Below are 22,535 nucleotides of genomic sequence, written 5' to 3' on the forward strand. Positions count from 1 at the left end.
CCTGGAGGCAGGGTCGAGAAGCTTGCCGAGTCGCTCGGCGTCACCCAGCTGGGTGGCTGGCCTGCCAGGAGTCGTCACGGTTCCGACCGTCCGCGCGGTCCGGTGCCGGCTACGCCGGTGCTCTCGGGTGGCCAGCGGTCCGCGGCGATCCATTGGGCCAGGGACGCCAGCGTGGTTTCGACGCTGTCCTCCATATAGCGACGGAGCGCCTCCAGGTCGGCGCGGGTCGTGCCGAGGACCGGGTCGAGGCGCAGGAGCTGCCAGGACTGCTGGACGAGCGTGCCGTCACCCTGGGGACGCAATGTCCAGCCCCACTGCACGATGCCGTCCTCGCGGCCACCGACGACGAAGCCGAACGCGATTGGGGGGTCGGCTCGCACGACTTGGGAGCGGGTGGTCCACTCCCTTCCGTCCTTGCGGTTGCGCCCGCTGAACCAGGCGCCGACGCTCGGCCCGGCACCGTGATCGTAGGCGACGTCGCTCGCATTGGGGCTCCAGCGGCTGATCGCCGACACGTCGCTGACCAGTTCGTAGACGCGTGCGGGTGCGGCGTCGACCCATGCCCGTCTGGTGAAGGCGAACTCTGATGCTGCCAGAGCCTCGAAGGGCTCCAGTCCGCTGGTGGTGGCGCTCAAGACATCCTCCTGGGTGCGGGGTGGATCGGAGGTGCCCAGCTCACCGAAGGTGCGGCCCGGCAGCCAGACCCGTCCGTGCCTATCCCCGGCCGGGGCAGGCACGGCGCCGGGGAGCGGTCGATACTCGGAGCCATGAAGGGTCAAGCACAGCTCGGAGACTTCCTCAGGACGCGGCGTTCCCAGCTGCGTCCCGCGGACGTCGGAGTACTCACCTACGGCGAGCACCGACGTGTTCCGGGGCTTCGGGGTGGGGCGACCGACATCGCCACCGACGGCGGATACGCCGGAAGCGGACGGCACTGAAGTCGCCCCGCGGGAACCGATGGCCCCGGCGCCGGTGCGCCGGGGCCTGCGCCTGCGTCGTGGCCCAGCGGACCACTCGGCTCAGGCGGCTCAGGCGGTGTGGATCTCCAAGGCGGCACGCACAGCGGACTCCACCGCTCCCTCGATCCACGCCGGCTTGACGGACGTGTGGTCCCCGGCGAAGTGCAATGGGCCTTCGCGCGTGGGGATGGCGGGCAGCAACTCCGTGTGCTGCCCGGGCAGGAGCACGGACGCCTCCCCGTAGGCGTAGGGGTCACGCAGCCAGCTCTGCGTGCGGCCCGCGCCGGTGTAGAAGACCTCGATGCGCTGGCCGTAGACCTGCTGGAGGCCGCACAGAGCGTGTGGGTATCGTGCCTCGTCGTCCAGGGAGTCCCAGCGCAGCGCCTCGTCCGCCCAGCTGTAGGAGGCCAGGACCACACCCCCCGCGCTGCCTGGAACGGGGTGGGAGGGGTGGAACATGAACCGGTTGGCGTTGTCCGACACCGAGCCGCCCCCCACGACGTCGACCGCCTCCGGCTGGTCGCGCGCGATAGCGCGGTTGGCGGCGTAGTGGGTGCGCTGACCCGCTGTGATGTGCCCGGCGGGCACGGAGGGATGGGTGCCGAGCAGGCTGCCGTCCGCGACGGCGCGGCCGGTGCGGTAGGCGTCGTACAGGCCCGGGTCGACGGCGTTCAGCTCGCGCTTCCAGTCGGCCTCGTCGAACTCCCACCAGCGGCGGCTGAACTCCAGCAGCACCTTCGTCGCGCTGTCGTAGTGCAGTTCGCAGACCGCGCGGCGCTTGCGGTACGACATGGGCGGGTCGATCTGTACGTGACGCAGTCCGGAGAACGGCACCGTGACCACGGCGACGTCCGCGGTGAACTGCTCGCGTACGACGGGACCGTCGCGGCCCTCGGACACAGTGTCCACCCATACGTGCGGGCCCTTGCCCCGGACGTGCTCGGCGTCCGGCGAAGGGAGGTCGGGGTGGTGGTACTCGATGCGCGTGACACGGCGGTCGAACCGCACGTCCTTGCGCACGCGTTCGAGGAGGGCGTCCGGCAGTACGGCCGTGCCGCCCTCCAACTCGTAGAAGGGCGTGTCGGGGCTGATGAGGGAGGAGCCGATGAAGCTGTGGATGAAGGCCAGCGGGAGGCGTGAAGTGAGGTTCTCCAGGGTGCCGATCAGATCGATGGTCCGCTCGTCGAGGCCGGCGTGCTCGGTCAGGAAGCGGAACATCGACCAGTCACCGAACCGCTGCACCACGCGGGCCCAGCCCCGCAGCCGCTCCGGGAGCGGCTTGTCGACCCGCTTGCCGTCGCGGTTGACGTAACTGAACTCGTCGCGCACCGGGTCCAGCACGGAGCGCAGGATGGCGGCGGCGGGGGTGTCCCAGTGGGCCTTGGGGACGCCGAAGGACCGGTTCACGCGCCGGGGCGCGCGGGCGTATTCGGCGCGCCGCATGCGGATACCGTTGACGTGGATCCAGGTGCGGCCCGCGGGGCGTCCCTCGTTGTCGACGTCGACGTAGTGGAAACGCCGCTTCTTCAGGTTGAACTGGTCGATCAGCTCCATCACCAGAGGGTGGCTGCCGGGGATGCGCATCGCGCCCGCCTCGGCGTACTGGCGGGGATCGGCGAAGGGCTGCTTGGCGCGTTCGTGGCCGCCGTTGCGGAAGGTCTTGACGCGTCCGCCCGCGCGGTTGCCGTTGGCCTCCAGCACCGTCACCCGGTGACCTGCCCTCTTCAACAGCCAGGCAGCCACCAGCCCGGCCGGACCGGCGCCGATGACCAGGACGTTCTTCGGGCGTGTCCGCCGCTGAGCGGGCAGGCCCTTCTCCAGGACGCGCTGGTAGCGCGGGACGAGGGGGCGGTCGTCGGAGTCCAGTACGAGCAGCGCCCGAGCGACGGCCAGGCACCGGTCGAAGTCGGTGGCACGGCCGGCGCCGGGGGCTGCCGTGGCGGGCGGGGCCGCGGAGACACCGCCGGTCAGGGCCGTCGCAACCGTGGCCGTGCCGGCCACCGCCGCGAAGCTCCGCCGGGAGAAGCCGCCGCCTGAGTGCACCACCGCGTGATCTTCAGTCATGGCGGCCTTTGTACTGGCGGCCGTGACCAGGCGTCCGCCCTTCGCTCCGGCGTTGACTCGAAGGAGCGAAGACGGGGCGATAAACCCTGACGTCACAGCAGGTCCGCCGACGTGGACGGCTCGGGAAACCCGAAGGGATGAATGCCGAGCGAACTCCGTCTGCCGCCGTGATCGATCCCCGACACTGCCACATGCGTATTCACATCCGTGCTCTCGGCGGGCCTGCGCGGCGCATCGCGTACGCGGCGCTGCGCAGGCCCCATGAGAGTGCGGGGCGGCGGAGGGGGAAGGGTGGCGCAGCGGCGCACTCCGTTCGGTGACAGAGCCCGTTACTGGTTCGACAGCACGCTGGCCCGCGGCGCCCCCGCTCTCGTCGGCTGGATGGCGCTGTTGTGTCTGGCCATCGTCGTCCCGGCCAGTGCGGTGCTGGTGTGGACCGACCCCGACGCGCCGGCGCCCCTGGCGGACCGGCTGACGGAGGTATGGCGCCTCACCGGGGAGACACTGCGGCTGGGCGGTGCGACGGGGGCGCCGCTGCGAGTGACGATGTCGGTGCTGCTCGCGCTGGTCGCTCTGCTGTACGTCTCGACGCTCGTCGGCCTGATCACGACGGCGCTCACGGAGCGGCTCACCGAGTTGCGACGGGGCCGTTCCACCGTGCTCGAACAAGGGCACGCGGTGGTCCTGGGGTGGTCGGAGCAGGTCTTCACAGTGGTGAGCGAGCTGGTGGCCGCCAACGCCAACCAGCGGCGGGCGGCCGTGGCTGTGCTGGCCGACCGGGACAAGACCGCCATGGAGGAGGCTCTGAGCACGAAGGTGGGTCCCGTCGGCCGTACGCGGCTGATCTGCCGCAGCGGCCCCACCACCGACCCGGCCGTGCTCACCCTGACCAGCCCGGCCACGGCCGGTGTCGTGCTGGTCCTGCCCCACGACGAGCCGGACGCCGACGCCGAGGTGGTCAAGACGCTGCTGGCGCTCAGGGCAGCCCTGGCCGGGGAGGGTTCCCGTCCGCCCGTCGTCGCCGCGGTCCGGGACGACCGCTACCGCCTGGCCGCCTGCCTCGCCGCCGGACCGGGCGGTGTCGTCCTGGAGAGCGACACCGTCACCGCCCGGCTGATCGTCCAGGCCGCGCGGCGCCCCGGGCTCTCCCTTGTGCACCAGGAACTCCTCGACTTCGCCGGCGACGAGTTCTACCTGATCAGCGAGGCGGCCCTGGCCGGCCGCCCGTTCGCCGACGCGCTGCTGTCCTACCCGACGTCCAGCGTCGTCGGGATGGTGCGAGGAGACACCCCCCTGCTCAACCCGCCACCGCAGACGCCCATCGCTCCGGACGACCTGCTCATCGTCATCTCCCGTGACGACGACACGGCCTGGCTGGACGACTGCGCGGGGTTGGTCGAGAAGGCGGCGATGGCATCCGGCCCTTCGACGCCCGTGCGACCGGAGCGGGTTCTCCTGCTGGGCTGGAATCGCCGAGCGCCGCTCATAGTCGACCAGTTGCGCCGCCGCGCCCGGCCCGGATCAGCCGTCGACGTGGTGGCGGACGGTCGTGAGGTGACAGCCCGGCAGGTGAGCGACGCCGACACGCAGAGCGGCACCGATCTGACCCTGACACTGCACCACGGGGACATCACCCGTCCCGAGACCCTGCGGCGTCTGGAAGTTCACTCCTACGACAGCGTGATCGTGCTCGGTCAGGACCCCGCTCCGGGGCAGCCGCCGGACGACCCCGACAACCGCACGCTCGTCACCCTGCTGCTTCTGCGTCAACTGGAGGAAGCCACCGGGCGCGAACTGCCGGTTGTCACCGAACTGATCGACGACCGCAACCGGGCGCTGGCCCCCATCAGCCCCGGAGCCGATGTGATCATCAGTGGCAAGCTCATCGGCCTGCTCATGGCGCAGATTTCCCAGAACCGGCACCTGGCAGCGGTGTTCGAGGAACTGTTCTCCGCCGACGGCACCGGGGTTCGCCTGCGGCCGGCCACCGACTACGTGCTGCCAGGGTGTGAGACGTCCTTCGCCACAGTCGTGGCCGCGGCACGTCATCGCGGCGAATGCGCCATCGGCTACCGAAGTCACGACGACTCTTCGACGAGTCCGGGCTACGGCGTGCGGATCAACCCGCCCAAAGCCGAGCGGCGCCGCTGGACGGTCGAGGACGAAGTGGTCGTCGTCGGCAAGGACTGACGGAAGGCTTCGGCAGGACGCGGGGGCGCTGTCCGGCGTCGGAATGCCGGAAGGGGTGTGTGCTGCCCCGCGCTACGGACACGCCGGGTCTGTTCACGCGGCACTCGTCAGCGGCGGACCGAGGTGGGTCACCCCGGACTGCGACGACCCGACGTACAACCAACCTCTGATCGACGAGAGGGATCTGACCCCACCGTTACCGCACCCCAAGGTCTCGGGCCACTTCGACGGCACCGAACAGAAGTCCAACCTGTATCTGCCGCCGAAGAGGCAGGGGCAAGCCCGCTTCTTCCCAAAGGTGTACCCGCTGACGGGCGAGAACGCCGGCGACCAGGACGTCGCCTTCGGCGCCGACAGCGGTGCCTACGTCGTGCAGACCAACGGCGGCACCGGATACCGAGCTGACGCCGCCGCGGCCAGGTTCTCGCGCATCCCTGCGCAGGAAGAGACCGTTCTGGCGATCGCCCCACCTGAGGGGTCATGGGGTAAGTCAGCATCTGGTCAGCACGCCCCGCACATTTCCGAGACGACTGTCGATCAGGCTCCTCTCGGACGCTCACAACAGCCTGTTCGTGCGAAGGGGCAGGCCGGGAGCCCTCTTGCCGGAGTGGAGCGATGTTCCTCACAATCTTCGAGTCGAGCGCGTGCCAGTTGTAAAGTGAAGACCGCCCTTGACCTGCACAAAGCAGGCAGGGAGCCGTCTTCCAGGAGTCCAAAGTGCTGCGTACTCTGTTCAAGTCCAAGATCCACCGCGCCACCGTCACCCAGGCCGACCTGCACTACGTGGGATCGGTGACCATCGACGCCGACCTGCTCGACGCCGCCGATCTGCTGCCCGGCGAGCTCGTGCACATCGTGGACATCACCAACGGCGCCCGGCTGGAGACGTACGTCATCGAGGGCGAGCGCGGATCCGGGGTGATCGGGATCAACGGGGCTGCCGCGCATCTCGTGCACCCCGGCGATCTCGTGATCATCATCAGCTACGCACAGGTGACGGACGCCGAGGCGCGGGCACTCACCCCCAGGGTCGTGCACGTGGACCGCGACAACAAGATCGTGGCCCTGGGCGCCGACCCGTCCGAGCCGGTGCCCGGCTCGGACCAGCAGCGCAGCCCGCAGGCCGTCGGGGCCTGACCGGACCCACGGGACAGGAGCACGTCCGTATGAAGGACCTGGAGATCCGCGACGACCGGGCGGCCGGCCGCCTGGAGGCGCTGACCGGCGGTGAAGTCGTCGGCCGCATCGAGTACTTCGTCCTCGAGAGCCCCGAGCGCGCGCTGGTGCCCGTCCACACGATCGTCGAACCGGCCCATGAGGGCCAGGGCATCGCGGGGTCGCTGGCACGTGAGCTCCACGCCATCGCCGCACGTGAGCACAGCCCGGTCGTCTCGTTGTGTCCCTACGTCACCCGATGGGCCGAACGCCACCCCGACGAGGCTCGCCCGGCCGGTCAGGACCTGCTGACGGCGGCGAAGGAGTGGCTGGCGGAGCATCCCGGACGCTTCTGACGGACGAGGCGCACCGGCTGGGCAGGGCCGCGTGCTCTGCGAGCCGGACCCGGGGCGTGTTTCCGCCGGACACCCGGGATCGATCACCTCGACCCAGCCCGGCAGGGTCCCGCCCCGCGCAGCCCACTCGCCCGCCACTACCCCCACCTGGTCCCTTCCCCGTCCCGCGCCGGAGTGACTGGGGAAGCAGGTGCCGGGTAGGCGGGGGAGTAGTCCAGAGCCGGAGTCGATCGACTGGCTGGAGGGCCTCATGACGAATCCGTTTCCCGACCCCGTGCATCCGGGGCCGACACCGGGCCCGGATCCCCAGCGCCCGGAGCCGCGCCCCGACCCGGTGCCGGATCCGCAGCCACCGCCGGGCCCGGAGCCGACACCGCCGCCCCCGTCCCCGACCCCGCCCCCGGGGCCGGACCCCGTGCCGGGTCCCGACCCGTCACCCATCCCCCCGGGCCCGGAACCCGTACCCAGCCCCGAGCCGGGCCCGCCGCTCTCCTGAACGACAGACGACACCAGAACGAGAACGAGAAGGGGCCGGTGGACTGCCAGTCCACCGGCCCCTCACCGTTCCCTCAGCGACGAGCGCCTACGCGGAGACCTCCGACCGGTCCCCGCCCCACAGCGTGTGGAACGACCCGTCCCGGTCCACCCTGCGGTACGTGTGCGCACCGAAGTAGTCCCGCTGCCCCTGCGTCAGCGCAGCCGGCAGCCGCTCCGCGCGCAGCGCGTCGTAGTAGGCGAGGGCCGCGGCGAAGCCCGGCGTCGGCACACCCTGCCGCGTCGCGGCGACCAGCACCTCGCGCCAGTCGTCCTGGGCGTCCGCGATCTCCTGCGCGAACGTCGCGTCCGACAGCAGGCTCGGCAGGTCCGGCCGGGTGTCGTAGGCGGAGCGGATCCGGTCCAGGAAGGCCGCGCGGATGATGCAGCCGCCGCGCCACAGCGCGGAGACCGCACCGAGGTCGATGTCCCAGCCGTACTCGTCGCGGGCCGCGTCGATCTCGTGGAAGCCCTGCGTGTACGACACGATCTTCGACGCGTACAGCGCCTGCTCCACCCGGTCGGCGAAGGCCTGCGCCTCCGACTCGCTGAGCGGCTTCGCCTTCGGCCCGGCGAGTTCGCGTGAGGCCTCCCGAAGCCCCGCGTGACCCGACAGCGAGCGCGCGAAGACGGCCTCCGCGATACCGGACACCGGAACGCCCAGGTCGAGGGCGATCTGGACCGTCCAGCGGCCGGTGCCCTTCTGCTCGGCCTGGTCCACCACGACGTCCACGAACGGCTTGCCCGTCTGAGCGTCGACGTGCGACAGCACCTCGGCCGTGATCTCGATCAGGTAGGAATCGAGACGGCCCTGGTTCCAGGTGCGGAAGATCTCCGCGATCTGGGAGGGGGAGTAGCCGGCGACATCACGCAGCAGCTGGTACGCCTCGCCGATGAGCTGCATGTCCGCGTACTCGATGCCGTTGTGCACCATCTTCACGAAGTGCCCGGCACCGTCCGGACCGACGTGGGAGACACACGGCGAACCGTCGGCCGCCTTCGCCGAGATCTTCTCCAGCATCGGACCCAGCGAGTCGTACGACTCCTTCGGGCCGCCCGGCATGATGCTCGGCCCGTTGAGCGCGCCCTCCTCGCCGCCGGAGACGCCCATGCCGACGAAGTGGATGCCCTGCTCGCGCAGCTCCCGCTCCCGGCGCCGGGTGTCCGCGAAGTGCGCGTTGCCGCCGTCGATGATCATGTCGCCGGGCTCCAGCAGCGGGGCGAACTCCTGGATCACCGCGTCCGTCGGCTCGCCGGCCTTCACCATCACGACCAGCCGCCGCGGCCGCTCCAGCGCCGCCACGAACTCCTTGGCGCTCTCGCACGCGACGAAGTCCCCCTCGCCGCCGAACTCCTCGACCAGGGCGCGCGTGCGCGCGGGCGTCCGGTTGTGCACCGCCACCGCGTAGCCGTTGCGGGCGAAGTTGCGGGCGAGGTTGCGGCCCATGACCGCGAGACCCGTGACGCCGATCTGCGCTGTACTGCTCATTCGGTTGGCTCCTAAAGACCTCGGTATCGGTGCTGCCGGTGGTGTCCACCAGCATGCCCCCGTCGACCATCCTGACGTGCCGCTACTCCGTCCGCACGCGCGGGTCGTACGACGTCGCGCAGCGTGATACGCACGAAAGCCCCGTCGCGCTCAGCCGATGTACGCGTACCCGCGCACGTCGCACCCGCGCACCGAGTGGCGTACGCGGTGCACGGCCGTGGCGCACGTCGCGCAACAGGGGCCTCATACCGGCCATTTGGGCGCCTGGGCGGCTGATAGCCGTCTTGTTCTGGCCGGTTCGCAGCGCTTACTTTTGCCCCTCCTGACGCATGTCTAGGGGGGCACCCGATGGCCGTACGCGGCCGGCACCGCCGGTATCAGCCGAACAGGATCAACCGCGCCTCACTCACCGTCACGGCGGGTGGCGCGGGCATGGCACTGCCGTTCATGGGCACCGGCGCCGCCCACGCGGCGGACGTGGACACCTGGAACAAGGTCGCCGCCTGCGAGTCCACCAGCAACTGGAACATCAACACCGGCAACGGGTTCTACGGCGGTCTGCAGTTCACCCAGTCCACCTGGGAGGCGTACGGCGGCCGGACCTACGCGGCCCGCGCGGACCTGGCCACCAAGGACGAGCAGATCGCCGTCGCCGAGAAGGTGCTCGACGGGCAGGGCCCGGGCGCCTGGCCGGTCTGCTCGAAACGGGCCGGACTGACCCGGGGCGGAGTCGAGCCCGACATCCGGCCGGCCTCCGAGGGCACGAAGAAGGACGCGCGCAAGAAGCCCAGGACCTCCATCGAGGACGTGCGGCCGCAGTCCACGCCGCAGTCCCGGGCGGGCAGCGCCGAGATGTACACCGTCGTCCGCGGCGACACCCTCTCCGGTATCGCGTCCGACCAGGAGGTCCGGGGCGGCTGGCGGGGTCTGTACGCCGCCAACCGCTCGGCCATAGGAGCCGACCCCGACCTGATCGTGCCCGGTCAGCGGCTCGCGCTGAGCGGCGAGGGCGCCACGAAGACGCGTCCCGCGCACAAGCCGGCCCCGGCGGCCAAGCCGTCGCCCAAGAAGCCGGACCGTGCGAAGGAACGTGCCAAGGACCGCTCCAAGGAGGAGAGCAAGGAGCGCGCCGGAAGGTCCACGTCCGCCCGGCAGGGCCTCGTCGCCCCCGTCAGCGGCTCCCTGGGAACGCCCTACCGCAAGGCGGGCTCGTCCTGGTCGAAGGGCTACCACACCGGCGTCGACTTCCCCGTGCCCACGGGCACGTCCATCAGGTCGGTCGCGGCGGGCAGCGTCGTCAGCGCGGGCTGGGGCGGCTCCTTCGGCTACCAGGTCGTGGTCCGGCACGCCGACGGCCGATACAGCCAGTACGCTCACCTGTCGGCGATCTCCGTGCGGGACGGGCAGACGGTGACCGCCGGCCAGCGCCTCGGCCGCTCCGGCTCCACCGGCAACAGCTCGGGCCCGCATCTGCACTTCGAGGTGCGGACGGGGCCCGGTTTCGGTACGGACGTCGACCCGGTGGCCTATCTCAGGGCCGGCGGCGTCACGATCTGACGCGGGTGCGGTGCCGGTCGACCGTGGGGAGCGGGACGTACGGGATGCCGTAGAAGGGCACGTAGGAGAGCGGGCGGCGTTCGCCGGGACCTGAGGTCACCGGCGGTTCCCCGCTCTCGTACGGCATGTCCGGCGCGGCCTCGGGCCCGGCGGCGGCCAGGGGCGCCGTTTCGTCCCCGGACCGCTTACGCCCGACCGGGCCACGCTCCCCTGCCCCGGCACGCGCCTGCGGCAGCGCACCCACGGCCGCGGGTGGCGCCCCGACGGTCCCGGTCAGTGCGCCCAGGGGTTCGTCCGAACCGCTCACCGCTTCGGCCAGGCTGCCCGCGCCTGCGGGCGACGCCCTCGCGGTCTCGGGCGGTGCGCCGATCTCGGCCGGAGCGCTCCGGGGCGCGGGCGAGCCGTCCACTGGCCCGCCCAGGGCGCCCACGCCGACGGGCGCCGCCCTCACGGTCTCGTGCGGCGCGCTCAGGGGCTCCGGCAAACCGTTCACCGCCCCGGCCGGGCTGCCCACTTCGACGGGCGACGCCCACACGGCCTCGGGCAGCGAGCCCCTGCTTCCGGGCAGGCCGCCCACCGCCCCAACAGCGTCGCCCTTGCCCGCGGACCCGGCGCTCACCGGCTCCGGCCGGCCCCGTCCGCTTCCGGCAGGCTCGGGCAGCGTTCCCGACGTCCCGAGGCCCGTGTCGACGGGGACCAGGTCCGTGTCGACGGGGACCAGGCCCGTGTCCGCGACCTCCAGGCCCGTTCCCGAGCTCTGCGGCTGGCCCTGCGCGAGCCGTTCAGTCGTCAGCAGGATCAGCCCGCCCGCCGCCACCACACCACAGCTCAGGGCGAGTGCTGTGCCCGTCGTGCCGTAGCGGAAGGTTTCTCCGAACATCGTGATGCCGACCGCGGCCGCGACCACAGGGTTCACGACCGTCAGCGTGGCCAGCGGGGCCGTGAGGCCGGCGCCCCGGTACGCGGCCTGCGACAGCAGCATGCCCGCCGTCGCGAGGACGCCGATGACGGCGAGCGAGGGCACGTCGGCCGCCGACACACCGCCGGTCCAGTCGACCGCGACGGTCTTGGTGAACACCGAGGACATGCCGAACGCGATACCGGAGGCCGTCGCCAGCAGCATGCTGCGCACCGCCGGGTGCCGGTGCGCGGCCCGGGCGGCGATCATCAGTGTCACGACCGCACCCGCGGTGACGACGGCCACGGCCACCCGCTGGGCCGTGTCCAGCGACCGCGCGTCGGACGCCGCGACCAGGGACAGCAGACCGGCGAGCCCCACCGTCGCCATGATCGCGCCCCGCCAGGCCGTGGCACCCGCCTTGCGGCCGACGAACAGCGCCGCCATCGGCAGGGCCACCACGATGGTCAGCGCGCCCAGCGGCTGCACCAGGCTCAGCGGACCGTACGCCAGCGCCACCACGTGCAGCACTCCGCCGAGGCCGTTGAGGCCGACCGCCGCCCACCAGCCCGGCCGGCGCAGCGGCGCGTACTGCTCGCCCGGCGAGGACTCCGCCACCCGCTCCTGCACGATCGCCCCACCCGCGTACGCGACGGCGGACACGAGGGAGAGCAGGACGGACAACGCGAGGGCGCTCATCGGCTGCTCCTCTGCGTCAGGCGGGGGCATTCAGCCCGGCGCGGCGAAAGGTCGGCTTTCATGACCAACACCCTGCCGTGTCCAGGTCTTCCCGTCGTCGTCCCTGAGCACTCATTGGGTCCTACTGCCGATGGAGTACGAGGGGAGCACCCTCATCCCCAGGGTGGGCGACCACGGTCGGGGGCCACCGGGTCGCGTCCCCTAGGGGCCTTGGTACTACTGGTCTTCGTGGACCTCGACCCCGGCCTCGCCGCACTCCGCCCGCTCGGCGGCTTCTTCGTGCTGCGCACGGAAGGAGCGGCGGCCAGGCCTCTTCCCACTCTCGCACAGGCCTACCGCGAAACGTCACCGGACGAGTACGGAAATCCCCTGATTTTTCGCGTCCATAAGGTGGCCGGAGCCCTACACGCCCCGGAGTTGCGCATCGCCGCGTCCGTGGCCCACCTGGGCCTCGCGGCCCGCCTGTGGTCCGTCGCGCTCGGCTGCGCCGTCCTGTACGGCGGCGTCCCCGACCTCGACGCCCGGCTGCTGCGCTGGGACGCCGACGGCAGCGCCCCCGACGACCTGTGGCTGACGGACGTACGGCCGCTCCCCGGGGCGGACGCGGCGACGCTCGCGGACACGGTCTTCCACGGCCACCTCGAACCCCTGGCGACGGCCCTGCGCGCCCACTACCGCCTGGCCTCCGGTCTCCTGCGCGGCAACGCCGCCTCCGCGCTGGCGGGCGCCGCCCGCGAACTCGACCGCTGGGCCCGGCGGCACGACCGTGGCGACACCGCCGCCCGGGCCCGCTCCCTGGCCGCCGAACTCCTCGCGCACCCCCTGCTCACGGGCGCCGGAACCCTCACCGGCACCGCCTTCCGGCGCCGCAGCTGCTGTCTCTACTACCGGGTGCCCGGCGGAGGTGTCTGCGGCGACTGTTGCTTCACGAGGCCGCCCCGCTCTTCCCCACACGCCACATCTGGGTGACCATGAAAGGGAACGGCCGCTGAGAGCAGGGAGTTGCGGGTGCGAGTGGGACTGCTGACCCGGGAGTACCCGCCGGATGTGTACGGCGGTGCGGGCGTCCATGTCGAGTTCCTGGCCCGCGAGCTCAGACCGCTCGTCGACCTGGACGTGCACTGCTGGGGCGAGGGCCGGGCCGACGGCGTGCGGCGCCACCGCTCCTGGTCCGCGCTCGACGGCGCCAACGACGCGCTGCGCACCTTCTCCGTCGACCTCGCCATGGCCGCCGCCCTGGAGGGCCGCGAGCTGGTCCACTCCCACACGTGGTACGCCAACCTCGGCGGCCACCTCGCCAAGATGCTGTACGGCATCCCGCACGTCATGACCGCGCACTCCCTGGAGCCGCTGCGCCCCTGGAAGGCCGAGCAGCTCGGCGGCGGCTACGAGCTGTCGAGCTGGGCCGAACGCACCGCGATCGAGGCGGCCGACGCGGTGATCGCCGTGTCCGGGGCCATGCGTGAGGACATCCTCGGCTGCTACCCCGCACTGGACCCGGAGCGGGTCCACGTCGTGCACAACGGCATCGACACGGCCCTCTACCGGCCCGACCACGGCACGGACGCCCTGGACCGGATCGGACTCGACCGCTCCCGTCCGTACGTGCTGTTCGTCGGCCGTATCACCCGGCAGAAGGGCGTGCCCCACCTGCTGCGCGCGGTGCGGGACATCGACCCGGCCGCGCAGGTCGTGCTGTGCGCGGGCGCGCCGGACACGCCGGAGATCGACCAGGAGTTCCGCGAGCTGTTCGGGGAGCTGAGCCGGGTCCGCGACGGAGTGTTCTGGATTCCGCGGATGCTGCCGCGCCCGGAGGTGATCCAGCTCCTCACCCACGCCGCCCTGTTCGTGTGCCCCTCGGTGTACGAGCCGCTCGGCATCGTGAACCTGGAGGCGATGGCCTGCGGCACGCCCGTGGTGGCCTCGGCGGTCGGCGGCATCCCCGAGGTCGTGGACGACGGCAGGACCGGTCTGCTCGTCCCGGCCGGTGACGACTTCGAGGCGGGTCTCGCCCGGGCCATGGACACCGTCCTGGCCGACCCGGAGAGCGCCGGGCGGATGGGTGAGGCCGGGCGGGAGCGGGCGGTCGGCGAGTTCGGCTGGGACGCGGTGGCCCGCCGCACGGTCCGGCTCTACGAGGAGATCCTCAAACAGGCTTAGCCCCCGCTGCACAGGGGCAGGCATCGGGAAATCGGCGTGAGGGGAGCGGCCATGCGTCGTGGTGGTCCTTCGGTCCTGGGAATCGTGCTGGCCGGCGGCGAGGGTAAACGCCTGATGCCCCTGACGGCAGACCGGGCCAAACCCGCGGTCACCTTCGGCGGCACCTACCGCCTGGTGGACTTCGTACTGTCCAACCTCGTCAACGGCGACATCCTGCGCATCTGCGTCCTGACGCAGTACAAGTCGCACTCGCTGGACCGGCACATCACCACCACCTGGCGGATGTCCAACCTGCTGGGCAACTACGTCACGCCGGTGCCCGCCCAGCAGCGCCTCGGCCCGCGCTGGTACCTGGGCAGCGCGGACGCGATCCTGCAGTCGCTGAACCTCGTCTACGACGAGCAGCCCGAGTACGTCGCCGTCTTCGGCGCCGACCACGTCTACCGCATGGACCCCCGCCAGATGCTCGCCCAGCACATCGACAGCGGCGCGGGCGTGACGGTGGCCGGGATCCGGGTGCCGCGCACCGAGTCCTCGTCGTTCGGCGTGATCACGCCGGGCTCGGACGGCCAGACGGTGGAGCGCTTCCTGGAGAAGCCGACGGATCCGCCCGGCCTGCCGGACGACCCCGACATGGTCTTCGCCTCCATGGGCAACTACATCTTCACCACCAAGGCCCTCATCGAGGCGCTCCGGCGGGACGCGGAGGACGAGTCCTCCGTGCACGACATGGGCGGCTCGATCCTGCCCCAGCTCACCGACCGGGGCGAGGCGGCGCTGTACGACTTCAGCGCCAACCACGTGCCCGGTGAGACCACCCGCGACCAGGGCTACTGGCGGGACGTCGGCACGCTGGACGCCTACTACGAGGCCCACATGGACCTGATCGCCGAGCGCCCCGCCTTCAATCTGTACAACCGCGACTGGCCGATCTACACGCACTCGTACCAGCTCTCGCCGGCCCGCTTCAACGCCGGCGGCATCGCCAGCGAGTCCATCATCAGCGCGGGCTGCCTGGTGCGCGGCCAGGTCACGCGGTCCGTGCTGTCGCCGGGGGTCGTGGTGGACCCGGGGGCCGTGGTGCAGGGCTCCGTCCTGCACGACAACGTGCACATCGGCCGGGGCGCGGTGGTGCGCGGCGCCGTCCTCGACAAGAACGTCGAGGTGCCGCCGGGCGCGACGATCGGCGTCAACCCGGAACGGGACGCCGAGCTGTACACGGTGTCCAAGGGCGGCGTGATCGCGCTGGGGAAGGGGCAGTTGGTCACCTGACGGGTCCCTGCCCGGGGACTTTGTCCTGCCTATGGACGAAGAGCGGAAATCCGTGTTGTCATGCCCTCGCCCGTTCATGACATCGTTGTAAACGGAGGTTCCGTGCGTACCGGACCCCTCAGAAACCGGCTCGCGTTACTCCTCGCCGCGTTCCTCGCCCTCACCGGCCTGACCGCGGCCCCCGCCCTCGCGGACGACCCCGCCGAGATCCACGGCCTGAAGGGCGAGTACTTCACCCACTCCGCCCCCGGCGCCTTCGACTTCCACACCCTCAAGGCGACGACCTTCGACCAGGACCTCGACTTCGACAACCTGGAGCCGCGCCTGAACTTCACCACCGGCCGCTCGGACGACGTCAGTGTCCGCTGGACCGGGAAGATCGTCCCGGAGAAGACCGGCCCCCACACGTTCTCGGTCATCGGTGACAACGGCTTCCGCCTCTGGATCGACGGAAAGCCCCTCATCGACCACTGGGTGGACGACTGGGACCGCGAACAGACGGCCCAGCCCGTCGACCTGACCGCGGGCCAGGCCTACGACATCAAGGTCGAGTACTTCGAGCACTACGGCGGCTCCAACCTCCACCTCCGCTGGACCCGGCCGGGCTCCGCCAAGGAGCCCGTCCCGCAGTCGGCGTTCCGCCTCCCCGACGGCTTCGACTACGACGGAGCCCTCGCGGCCACGGTCCAGGCCACCGGCCGCACGCTCAAGCTGGACTTCGCCCAGCCCCTGGCCGCACCCCCGGCGGGCTTCACCGACCACCTCAAGGCGGTGATCGGCGGCGCCGAGTGGCCCCTGGGCGCGGCGCGACCGGACCCGTCCGACCCCACCTCCCTCCTGGTCGCCCTCGATGAGCCGGTCGTCGGCAACAAGACCGGCACGGCCCGCGGTACCGCCGACATCCGCTACGACGGTCAGGGCGGTCTCTCCGACATCGAAGGCAACGTTGTCAAGGCGTTCATGACCAGCGGCCCCAATCGCTCGACGCACCAGCTGAGCACCCGCTGGGCCGACGAGGTCGGGCCGGAGAACGCCCACCCCGAGTATCCGCGCCCGCAGCTCACCCGGAACGCCTGGCGCAGTCTCAACGGCCGCTGGCAGTTCGCCGCCGCCGAGCCCGGCGAGCAGCCGCCCGTCGGCAGGACCCTGAAGGAGCGCATCCTCGTCCCGTACCCGGTGGAGTCCCAGCTCTCCGGCATCGAACGGCACGAGGACCGCATGTGGTACCGCCGCACCTTCACGGTCCCGCGCGACTGGGACATCGGCTCAGGCAAGCGGCTCAAGCTCAACTTCGGCGCCGTCGACTGGCGCTCGGAGATCTACGTCAACGGCACCAAGGTGGCCGAGCACGAGGGCGGCTACGACAAGTTCGGTGCCGACATCACCGACGCGCTGAAGCCCGGCCGCACCCAGGAGCTGATCGTCGGCGTCTACGACCCGACCGACGCGGCATCCGGCGAGAACCCGCCGCTCGGCAAGCAGCGCCTGGACCCGAGCGGCATCTGGTACACCCCGTCCTCCGGCATCTGGCAGACGGTCTGGATGGAGCCGGTGGCCCGCGACCACGCCGACTCCCTCAAGCTCACCCCGGACGTGGCCGGCGAGAAGCTGACGGTGGAGGCCCGGGGCGTCCGGGACGGCGTACCGATCACGGCGACGGCGTACGACGGGAAGCGCGTGGTGGCCACGGCGAGCGGCCGCACCGGCAGCCCGCTGACCCTGACCGTGCGCGACCCGCACCTGTGGTCCCCCGACGACCCCTTCCTCTACAAGCTCAAGGTGAAGGTCGGCGCCGACCGGGTCGGCAGCTACTTCGGGATGCGCTCCATCGCCGTCGAGAAGGTGAACGGCGTTCCGCGCACGGTCCTCAACGGTGAGCCGGTCTTCATGATGGCCACCCTCGACCAGGGCTTCTGGCCGGACGGCCTGCACACCGCGCCCACCGACGAGGCCCTGGCCTACGACCTGAAGGCGCACAAGCGGCTCGGCTTCAACTCCGTCCGCAAGCACATCAAGGTCGAGCCGGACCGCTGGTTCCACTGGGCCGACCGGCTCGGGCTGCTGGTGTGGCAGGACATGCCCGCGATGACGGCCGGGGTGAACCCGAGCGCCTCCTCCCGTGCGCGCTACGAGCGCGAGATGAAAGAGATGATCGACGAGCACATCAGCAGCCCGTCGGTCGTCATGTGGGTGACCTTCAACGAGGGCTGGGGCCAGTACGACGTGGGCCGGGTCGCCGAGCAGGCCAAGGCGTGGGACCCGACCCGGCTGGTCAACGGTCAGTCCGGGCTGAACCTCGGCGCCGACGGCGGCACGGGCGACCTCATGGACGAGCACGGCTATCCCAGCCCGGCCCTGCCACCGCGCCCGGACGGTGAGCGTGCCCTGGTCAGCGGCGAGTACGGCGGCCTCGGCCTCGCGGTGCCCGGCCACGCCTGGTCGGTGCAGCAGTCGTACGTCGACGTGGACCCGGCCACCTACACCGAGGACTATCTGGCCAGGCTGGACGAGGTCCGGGCCCTGGTCTGCCGGGGCAGCAACGGCGCCGTGTACACCCAGATCACGGACGTCGAGGGGGAGCTGAACGGCTTCCTGACGTACGACCGGGCGGTGCTGAAACCGGACACGGCCCGGCTGAAGGCCGCGCACCAGGCGTTGATCCGTGACGCCTCCCGGGTGACTCCCACGGGGTGCCCGGCGGCGCAACCTGTGCTGGACTGACATCACATGCACCATGAGTCCCGCCCCTCTCGCCGGGGCGGGACTTAATCTGCTGTTAACTGTACGTAGCCTGATCGTACTTGACCGTAATCGGCTGGGGGCGGTTGACTGCTGACCCACCCCGTCGTCGACGCGAGGCAAGCCCTTGACTGCTGACCTGCTCGCTCCTCTCGACCTGGCGTTCTGGAACCTCGAGTCCGCCGAGCACCCGATGCACCTCGGGGCGCTCGGGATCTTCCCGGCCCACTCGCCGGCGGCGGGCGCCCACGCCGCGGACCTGCTCGCGGCCCGTGCCGCCGGCGTCCCCGGACTGCGCATGCGCATCCGCGACGTGTGGCAGCCGCTGCCCTCGGCCCTGCGCCGGCCGCACGCCTTCGGCGGCGCGGCCCGGGAGGCGGACCCGGACTTCGACCCCCAGCACCATGTGCGGCTGCACGCCCCGACCGCCGACTTCCACGCGAGGGCGAGCCGGCTCATGGGACGTCCGCTGGAGCGCGTCCGGCCGCCCTGGGAGGCCCATGTGCTGCCGGGCGAGGACGGCGGCTCCTTCGCGGTGCTGTTCAAGTTCCACCACGCCCTGGCCGACGGGCTCCGGGCACTGACCCTCGCCGCGGGCCTCATGGACCCGATGGACATGCCGGCGCCCAAGCCGCGCCCCGCCGCGCCCCCGCGCCCTCTGCTGCCGGACGTGCGCGACCTGCCCGGGCTGGTGCGCGGCGCCCTGTCCGACGTGTCCAGGGCCCTGGACATCGGCGCCTCCGTCGCCCGCTCCTCCCTCGATGTGCGCTCCACCCCCGCGCTCACCTGCGAACCGAGCGGCACCCGCCGCACCGCCGGAGTGGTGCTCGACCTCGACGACGTGCACCGCGTCCGCAAGACCGTCGGCGGTACCGTCAACGACGTGCTGATCGCCGTCGTCGCGGGCGCCCTGCGCCGCTGGCTCGACGAGCGCGGCGACGGCAGCGAGGGTGTGGCGCCCCGCGCCCTGATCCCCGTCTCCAGGCGCCGCCCGCGCACCGCCTGCCCACAGGGCAACCGGCTCTCCGGTTACCTGATACGGCTTCCGGTGGACGACGAGGACCCGCTGGCGCGCCTCGCCTCGGTCCGCACCGCCATGGACCGCAACAAGGACGCCGGCCCCAACCGGGGCGCGGGCGCCGTCGCCCTGCTCGCCGACCACGTCCCCGCCCTCGCCCACCGGCTCGGCGGCCCGCTGGTCGGCCAGGCGGCACGGCTCTGGTTCGACATCCTGGTGACCAGCGTGCCCCTGCCCAGCCTCGGCCTGAAACTCGGTGGCAACCCGCTCACCGCCGTGTTCCCCTTCGCCCCGCTGCCTCCCGGCCACTCCCTGGCGGTGGCGGTCTCGACGTACCGGGGCAGCGTCCACTACGGCCTCGTCGCCGACGCCGAGGCCGTCCCCGACCTCGACCGATTCGCCGCCGCCGTCACGGAGGAGGTGCGGACGCTGATCACGGCCTGCGAGCCCTGATCAGGAGCGGGTTTGGCGGTCCGGCCCGGCGCTCCGTAAAATTCGCCCTTCGAATGCGGGCGCGACCGGCGCGCCGCGACGGCAGAGCAGGGAACGACAGCGGCGATGACGGTGACAGAGGACGGCCCGCAGGCCAAGGACGAGGCGAGCGGGCTCTCGTACGGACCCGGCATCGACCCGGAGCGTCTGGCCGTCTGCCTCAGCGTGCTCGAGGAACTCGACAAGCTGGAGGTCGACCACCCTGACGCCATCGCCGTGCGCCGGGCCACCGCGGGCGTCTACCGCACGGTCAAGCAGCGCCGCCGTCAGGAGCGCCGGGCCGCCAAGACCGCCCACGACAAGGCGGTCACGGAGGCCACGGCGACCGGCTCCGCCCAGCGCATCGACGACGAGACCGAGGGACTGCTGCCCTCCTCGAACACCGAGGAGGGCAGGATCGCCGGGATACTCCAGCGCCCGCGCTCCTGCTACACCTGCAAGGCCCGGTACGTGGAAGTCGACTACTTCTACCACCAGCTCTGTCCCGACTGCGCCCGCGTGAACCGCGAGAAGCGCGACGTCCGCGCCGACCTCACCGGCAAGCGCGCCCTGCTCACCGGCGGCCGCGCCAAGATCGGCATGTACATCGCGCTCCGGCTGCTGCGCGACGGCGCGCACACCACGATCACCACGCGCTTCCCGAAGGACGCCATCCGCCGCTTCAAGGCGATGGACGACTCCGCGGACTGGATGCACCGCCTGGAGGTCGTCGGCATCGACCTGCGCGACCCGGCCCAGGCCGTGGCCCTCGCCGACCAGGTCGCCGACGCCGGCCCCCTCGACATCCTCGTCAACAACGCGACGCAGACCGTGCGCCGGCTGCCCTCCGCATACGCCGCCCTGGTCGACGGCGAGAGCGCCCCGCTGCCCGCCGGGGAACTCCCCGCCCACCACGTCATCGGAGCCTTCAACTCCGGCGCGGTCGACGGCCTCGCCGCGCTGCCGCTCGGCACCAGCGGCCTCGACGCGCAGAAGGTCGCCGACCTCGCCCTGGTCGCGGGCAACGCCAGCGTCGAGCGGCACCTGGACGGCACGGCGATCGACGCGGGCGGGCTCGTGCCCGACGTGGTCGACTCCAACACCTGGGTGCAGACGATCGACCAGATCTCCCCGGTGGAGCTGCTGGAGACCCAGCTCTGCAACTACACGTCGCCGTTCATCCTGATCAGCGCCTTGCGTCCCGCGATGGCGGAGGCCGCGAAGAAGGCGGCGAGCGGGCGGGCGTACGTCGTGAACGTCTCGGCGATGGAGGGGGTCTTCGGCCGCGGCTACAAGGGCGCGGGGCACCCGAACACGAACGCCGCCAAGGCCGCGATGAACATGGTGACGCGGACCAGTGCGCAGGAGATGTTCCAGGCCGACGGGATTCTGATGACCTCGGTCGACACGGGGTGGATCACGGATGAGCGGCCTCACTACGACAAGCTGCGGCTGGCCGAGGCCGGGTTCCATGCGCCGCTCGACCTTGTCGACGGGGCGGCGCGTGTGTACGACCCGATCGTGCGGGGTGAGGCGGGGGAGGATCTGTACGGGGTCTTTCTGAAGGACTACGCGCCGGGTAAGTGGTAGCGGCCTTCCGGACGGCGTCAGCGGGCTGAGTGTGGCTTGTCGCGCCCACGCGGCGGAGCCGCACATTCATACCGCCCCGCGCCCCTGACAGGCCGGGGTGCGCGCTGCCCTTGCTCGAGTGCCGCCGTCCACCACCAGGTCCGCGCCGGTCACCCACTCCGCCGCGTCTGACGCCAGCCACACGACTGCCCTTGCGACATCCTCCGGCTCGCCGATCCGGCCGAGCGGCAGGCCGGATGCCACCTCGTGCTCACCGGGCTCCCATACGAACCGGGCCATCTCGGTACGTACCAAGCCGGGGGAGACCGAGTTCACACGTACCCGGGGCCCCAGCTCACCTGCCAGCTGCTGGGTCAGATGCAGCAATGCCGCCTTGCTCGTGCGGTACGCGCCCACGTTCGGGCCGACGTGTCCGGCGCCCTCCGTGCACACGTTGACCACCGCGCCGCCGTGTTCCGACATCCAGGACCGCCACGCGCACTGTACGAGCCGCAGCGGTGCCTCGACGTTGACGGCGAAGGCATCGCTCCAGTCCTCCGGGTCGACCTCCATCAGCGGTCCGTACGGCTGGTTGGTGGCCGCGTTGTTGACCAGGATGTCGAGGCGGCCGAACTCGCGCAGGGCCAGCTCGGTCAGGCGCCGGGGATGGCCGGGGTCGGCGACATCGCCCGCGAGCCCGATGCCGCCCAGCTCCTCGGCAGTGCGCTGTACCTCGTCGGCGTCCCGCGCGGTCACGCAGACCGATGCTCCGGCGGTCACCAGCTGCCGGGCGACGGCCAGGCCGATCCCGCGCGTCGCCCCCGTGACCACGGCGGCTCTGCCCTCCAGCCCGTACGACGAGGACCCCATCGGCGTACGGTCTCATGGCGCTCCGTCAGTCGACAGCCCCGAGACGGGAATTGCGCGCCGCCAAGAGGTGCAGCACAGTGCGCCAGTCCTCCAGGACCCCGGCGTCGAACCCGGCCGTGCGGCCCTCCTCGGTCGCCTGGCGCAGGGTGAGGAGGTCGTCGTCGAGGTCGTCGGAATCGTCCCGGCGGGGGCACCGGCGGACGAGGCGGGAGACCCGCTCGCCGAGCAGGGCGCGCACCGCGTGGGCCGCGTGGTCGGCGCGCGCGGCCGGATCGCCGGGCCACAGCAGTCCGCCGACGGGCTGCACCAGACCCGCCACTTGGAGCTCCTTGTCGGCCGGGCGGCCGCGGCGCAGCAGCGCGGCGGTCCGCAGCGCGTGGTCGTGGAGGTCGACCGGCGGGCGGTCGCGGTCCGGAGCGACCCTGGTGCCCCGGCAGGCGTGCAGCAGATCCATCAGCTCCTCGACGCTGCGCAGCTCCATGCGTCAGTCCTCCCGCGGGACAGCCGTTGCCGTGCGGCAGCAGATCATGGCGAG

The 22,535-nt window shown here is 71.7% G+C and carries 16 protein-coding genes and 1 pseudogene; 11 read left to right on the forward strand and 6 right to left on the reverse strand.

Annotated elements, in window-relative coordinates; genetic code table 11:
• Positions 1 to 74: 74 nt before the first annotated feature.
• Positions 75 to 635 (reverse strand): SRPBCC family protein, encoded by a 561-nt coding sequence (locus ACFZBT_RS24970; protein WP_391107220.1) that lies wholly within the window; start codon positions 633 to 635, stop codon positions 75 to 77.
• Positions 636 to 767: 132 nt separating this feature from the next.
• Here ACFZBT_RS24970 and ACFZBT_RS24975 point away from each other — a divergent pair, with 132 nt between their 5' ends.
• Positions 768 to 938 (forward strand): hypothetical protein, encoded by a 171-nt coding sequence (locus ACFZBT_RS24975; RefSeq protein WP_391107222.1) that lies wholly within the window; start codon positions 768 to 770, stop codon positions 936 to 938.
• Between the two features lie 90 nt (positions 939 to 1,028).
• Here ACFZBT_RS24975 and ACFZBT_RS24980 read toward each other — a convergent pair whose 3' ends face one another.
• On the reverse strand, positions 1,029 to 3,023 hold the full coding sequence (locus ACFZBT_RS24980) for an FAD-dependent oxidoreductase (protein ID WP_391107225.1): 1,995 nt from the start codon (positions 3,021 to 3,023) through the stop codon (positions 1,029 to 1,031).
• A gap of 291 nt (positions 3,024 to 3,314) precedes the next feature.
• Here ACFZBT_RS24980 and ACFZBT_RS24985 point away from each other — a divergent pair, with 291 nt between their 5' ends.
• The 3 genes from ACFZBT_RS24985 to ACFZBT_RS24995 all read left to right on the forward strand — a co-directional run bounded on the left by ACFZBT_RS24985 (position 3,315) and on the right by ACFZBT_RS24995 (position 6,724).
• A complete protein-coding gene (locus tag ACFZBT_RS24985; RefSeq protein WP_391107228.1) occupies positions 3,315 to 5,213 on the forward strand; it encodes an NAD-binding lipoprotein in 1,899 nt (632 codons plus the stop codon).
• 717 nt (positions 5,214 to 5,930) lie between these two features.
• Positions 5,931 to 6,350 (forward strand): aspartate 1-decarboxylase, encoded by a 420-nt coding sequence (gene panD, locus ACFZBT_RS24990; protein WP_391107231.1) that lies wholly within the window; start codon positions 5,931 to 5,933, stop codon positions 6,348 to 6,350.
• Positions 6,351 to 6,379: 29 nt separating this feature from the next.
• Positions 6,380 to 6,724: an N-acetyltransferase gene (locus tag ACFZBT_RS24995; protein ID WP_391107234.1), complete on the forward strand. Its 345-nt coding sequence runs from the start codon at positions 6,380 to 6,382 to the stop codon at positions 6,722 to 6,724.
• Positions 6,725 to 7,307: 583 nt separating this feature from the next.
• On the opposite strand, the gene gndA is transcribed toward ACFZBT_RS24995, so the two are convergent.
• Positions 7,308 to 8,747, reverse strand: coding sequence for an NADP-dependent phosphogluconate dehydrogenase (gene gndA / locus ACFZBT_RS25000; protein ID WP_391107236.1), 1,440 nt, complete (start codon positions 8,745 to 8,747; stop codon positions 7,308 to 7,310).
• Between the two features lie 348 nt (positions 8,748 to 9,095).
• Between gndA and ACFZBT_RS25005 the strand changes: the two genes are divergently transcribed.
• On the forward strand, positions 9,096 to 10,304 hold the full coding sequence (locus ACFZBT_RS25005; protein ID WP_391107239.1) for a transglycosylase family protein: 1,209 nt from the start codon (positions 9,096 to 9,098) through the stop codon (positions 10,302 to 10,304).
• A gap of 771 nt (positions 10,305 to 11,075) precedes the next feature.
• Here the strand turns inward: ACFZBT_RS25005 and ACFZBT_RS25010 are convergent.
• Positions 11,076 to 11,901 (reverse strand): annotated as a pseudogene (locus ACFZBT_RS25010) (DMT family transporter); the annotation flags it as partial.
• A 210-nt stretch (positions 11,902 to 12,111) separates the two neighbouring features.
• Between ACFZBT_RS25010 and ACFZBT_RS25015 the strand changes: the two are divergent.
• From ACFZBT_RS25015 to ACFZBT_RS25040, 6 genes are all read left to right on the forward strand, one after another.
• Entirely contained in the window at positions 12,112 to 12,870 is a 759-nt protein-coding gene (locus ACFZBT_RS25015; RefSeq protein WP_391107242.1) for a (2Fe-2S)-binding protein, read from the forward strand.
• A 39-nt stretch (positions 12,871 to 12,909) separates the two neighbouring features.
• Positions 12,910 to 14,061 carry a glycogen synthase gene (gene glgA / locus ACFZBT_RS25020; RefSeq protein WP_391107245.1) on the forward strand — a complete coding sequence of 384 codons (1,152 nt, stop codon included), beginning with the start codon at positions 12,910 to 12,912 and terminating at the stop codon, positions 14,059 to 14,061.
• A gap of 51 nt (positions 14,062 to 14,112) precedes the next feature.
• Positions 14,113 to 15,333: a glucose-1-phosphate adenylyltransferase gene (gene glgC, locus ACFZBT_RS25025; RefSeq protein ID WP_391107248.1), complete on the forward strand. Its 1,221-nt coding sequence runs from the start codon at positions 14,113 to 14,115 to the stop codon at positions 15,331 to 15,333.
• Positions 15,334 to 15,435: 102 nt separating this feature from the next.
• Complete coding sequence (locus tag ACFZBT_RS25030) at positions 15,436 to 18,054, forward strand: PA14 domain-containing protein (protein WP_391107251.1); 2,619 nt, start codon at positions 15,436 to 15,438, stop codon at positions 18,052 to 18,054.
• Between the two features lie 145 nt (positions 18,055 to 18,199).
• Positions 18,200 to 19,543, forward strand: a complete 1,344-nt coding sequence (locus tag ACFZBT_RS25035) for a wax ester/triacylglycerol synthase family O-acyltransferase (protein WP_391107254.1) — start codon at positions 18,200 to 18,202, stop codon at positions 19,541 to 19,543.
• A 105-nt stretch (positions 19,544 to 19,648) separates the two neighbouring features.
• On the forward strand, positions 19,649 to 21,151 hold the full coding sequence (locus ACFZBT_RS25040) for an SDR family NAD(P)-dependent oxidoreductase (RefSeq protein ID WP_391107256.1): 1,503 nt from the start codon (positions 19,649 to 19,651) through the stop codon (positions 21,149 to 21,151).
• A gap of 66 nt (positions 21,152 to 21,217) precedes the next feature.
• Here ACFZBT_RS25040 and ACFZBT_RS25045 read toward each other — a convergent pair whose 3' ends face one another.
• A complete protein-coding gene (locus tag ACFZBT_RS25045; RefSeq protein WP_391107259.1) occupies positions 21,218 to 22,000 on the reverse strand; it encodes a glucose 1-dehydrogenase in 783 nt (260 codons plus the stop codon).
• Positions 22,001 to 22,025: 25 nt separating this feature from the next.
• The gene (locus ACFZBT_RS25050) at positions 22,026 to 22,481 is read right to left on the reverse strand and encodes a hypothetical protein (RefSeq protein WP_391107262.1); all 456 of its coding nucleotides are present in this window, start codon (positions 22,479 to 22,481) and stop codon (positions 22,026 to 22,028) included.
• Positions 22,482 to 22,535 lie beyond the last annotated feature (54 nt).

It is taken from the genome of Streptomyces sp. NPDC008137 (genome assembly GCF_042957035.1).
GTDB lineage: Bacteria > Actinomycetota > Actinomycetes > Streptomycetales > Streptomycetaceae > Streptomyces.

Excerpts from the sequence above, each read along its gene's own strand:
- ACFZBT_RS24975 (WP_391107222.1), top strand. The coding sequence starts at position 768 with ATGAAGGGTCAAGCACAGCTCGGAGACTTCCTCAGGACGCGGCGTTCC.
- ACFZBT_RS24980 (WP_391107225.1), bottom strand. The coding sequence starts at position 3,023 with ATGACTGAAGATCACGCGGTGGTGCACTCAGGCGGCGGCTTCTCCCGG.
- ACFZBT_RS24995 (WP_391107234.1), top strand. The coding sequence starts at position 6,380 with ATGAAGGACCTGGAGATCCGCGACGACCGGGCGGCCGGCCGCCTGGAG.
- gndA (WP_391107236.1), bottom strand. The coding sequence starts at position 8,747 with ATGAGCAGTACAGCGCAGATCGGCGTCACGGGTCTCGCGGTCATGGGC.
- ACFZBT_RS25005 (WP_391107239.1), top strand. The coding sequence starts at position 9,096 with ATGGCCGTACGCGGCCGGCACCGCCGGTATCAGCCGAACAGGATCAAC.
- glgC (WP_391107248.1), top strand. The coding sequence starts at position 14,113 with ATGCGTCGTGGTGGTCCTTCGGTCCTGGGAATCGTGCTGGCCGGCGGC.
- ACFZBT_RS25040 (WP_391107256.1), top strand. The coding sequence starts at position 19,649 with ATGACGGTGACAGAGGACGGCCCGCAGGCCAAGGACGAGGCGAGCGGG.
- ACFZBT_RS25045 (WP_391107259.1), bottom strand. The coding sequence starts at position 22,000 with ATGGGGTCCTCGTCGTACGGGCTGGAGGGCAGAGCCGCCGTGGTCACG.
- ACFZBT_RS25050 (WP_391107262.1), bottom strand. The coding sequence starts at position 22,481 with ATGGAGCTGCGCAGCGTCGAGGAGCTGATGGATCTGCTGCACGCCTGC.